Source organism: Citrobacter sp. R-1.5.2 (assembly GCF_035064245.1).
GTDB lineage: Bacteria > Pseudomonadota > Gammaproteobacteria > Enterobacterales > Enterobacteriaceae > Citrobacter.
In genome coordinates this window covers 1-1280 of sequence record NZ_JASEYC010000067.1, presented here as the reverse complement: position 1 = coordinate 1280, position 1280 = coordinate 1, and the positions used below count along the sequence as shown (strand labels likewise).

At 64.5% G+C, this 1280-nt stretch carries 2 protein-coding genes; one reads left to right on the top strand and one right to left on the bottom strand.

Annotated features, from left to right (window positions below; genetic code table 11):
* Positions 1-543 (top strand): TniB family NTP-binding protein (locus QMN38_RS26580; protein WP_323606411.1); only part of this gene is annotated, 543 nt, incomplete at its 5' end.
* 56 nt (positions 544-599) lie between these two features.
* On the opposite strand, the gene QMN38_RS26575 is transcribed toward QMN38_RS26580, so the two are convergent.
* Positions 600-1100: a GNAT family N-acetyltransferase gene (locus QMN38_RS26575; RefSeq protein ID WP_000376623.1), complete on the bottom strand. Its 501-nt coding sequence runs from the start codon at positions 1098-1100 to the stop codon at positions 600-602.
* Positions 1101-1280 lie beyond the last annotated feature (180 nt).

Below are 1280 nucleotides of genomic sequence, written 5' to 3'. Positions count from 1 at the left end.
ATGGGCGCGCCGCTGCGCCCACGCCCACGGTTGCCGGAAATGGAGCAACTGGCTCTGGCACTGCTGCGCAAGGTCGGCGTGCGCATGCTGGTGATCGACGAGCTGCACAACGTGCTGGCCGGCAACAGCGTCAACCGCCGGGAATTCCTCAACCTGCTGCGCTTCCTCGGCAACGAACTGCGCATCCCGTTGGTTGGGGTAGGCACGCGCGACGCCTACCTAGCCATCCGCTCCGATGACCAGTTGGAAAATCGCTTCGAGCCGATGATGCTGCCGGTATGGGAGGCCAACGACGATTGCTGCTCACTGCTGGCCAGCTTCGCCGCTTCGCTCCCGCTGCGCCGGCCTTCCCCAATTGCCACGCTGGACATGGCTCGCTACCTGCTCACACGCAGCGAGGGCACCATAGGGGAACTGGCGCACTTGCTGATGGCGGCGGCCATCGTCGCCGTGGAGAGCGGCGAGGAAGCGATCAACCATCGCACACTCAGCATATCGACAACCTCTCGCGCAACCAAGACATCGCGGTCGGACTGCAAGTGATCTTGAAGCCACGGGCCCGTCCCACCCCGACATGGACCTCGATGCCCGAACGGACGTTAGATTTCGAGTTCTAGGCGTTCTGCGATGAAGGTTGGATCCCAGCCGGGATTGAAAGTGTCGACGTGGGTGAATCCGAGCCGCTCGTATAGGCCACGCAGGTTCGGGTGGCAGTCGAGCCGCAGCTTGGCGCACCCCTGCGTTCGCGCGGCATGGCGGCAAGCCTCGATCAGCGCGGAGCTGACACCCCGGCCCGCATGTGTCCGTCGCACCGCGAGCTTGTGCAGATATGCGGCCTCCCCCTTGAGGGCGTCGGGCCAGAACTCGGGATCCTCGGCCGACAAGGTGCAACAGCCGACGATGCCGTCGCTGCAACTCGCGACTAGGAGCTCGGATCTCAGGACGAAGGTCTCCGCGAATGTCCGGTCGATCCGCGCGACGTCCCAGGCGGGCGTTCCCTTGGCGGACATCCACGCCGCAGCGTCGTGCATCAGCCGCACAACCTCGTCGATATCACCCGAGCAGGCGACCCGAACGTTCGGAGGCTCCTCGCTGTCCATTCGCTCCCCTGGCGCGGTATGAACCGCCGCCTCATAGTGCAGTTTGATCCTGACGAGCCCAGCATGTCTGCGCCCACCTTCGCGGAACCTGACCAGGGTCCGCTAGCGGGCGGCCGGAAGGTGAATGCTAGGCATGATCTAACCCTCGGTCTCTGGCGTCGCGACTGCGAAATTTCGCGA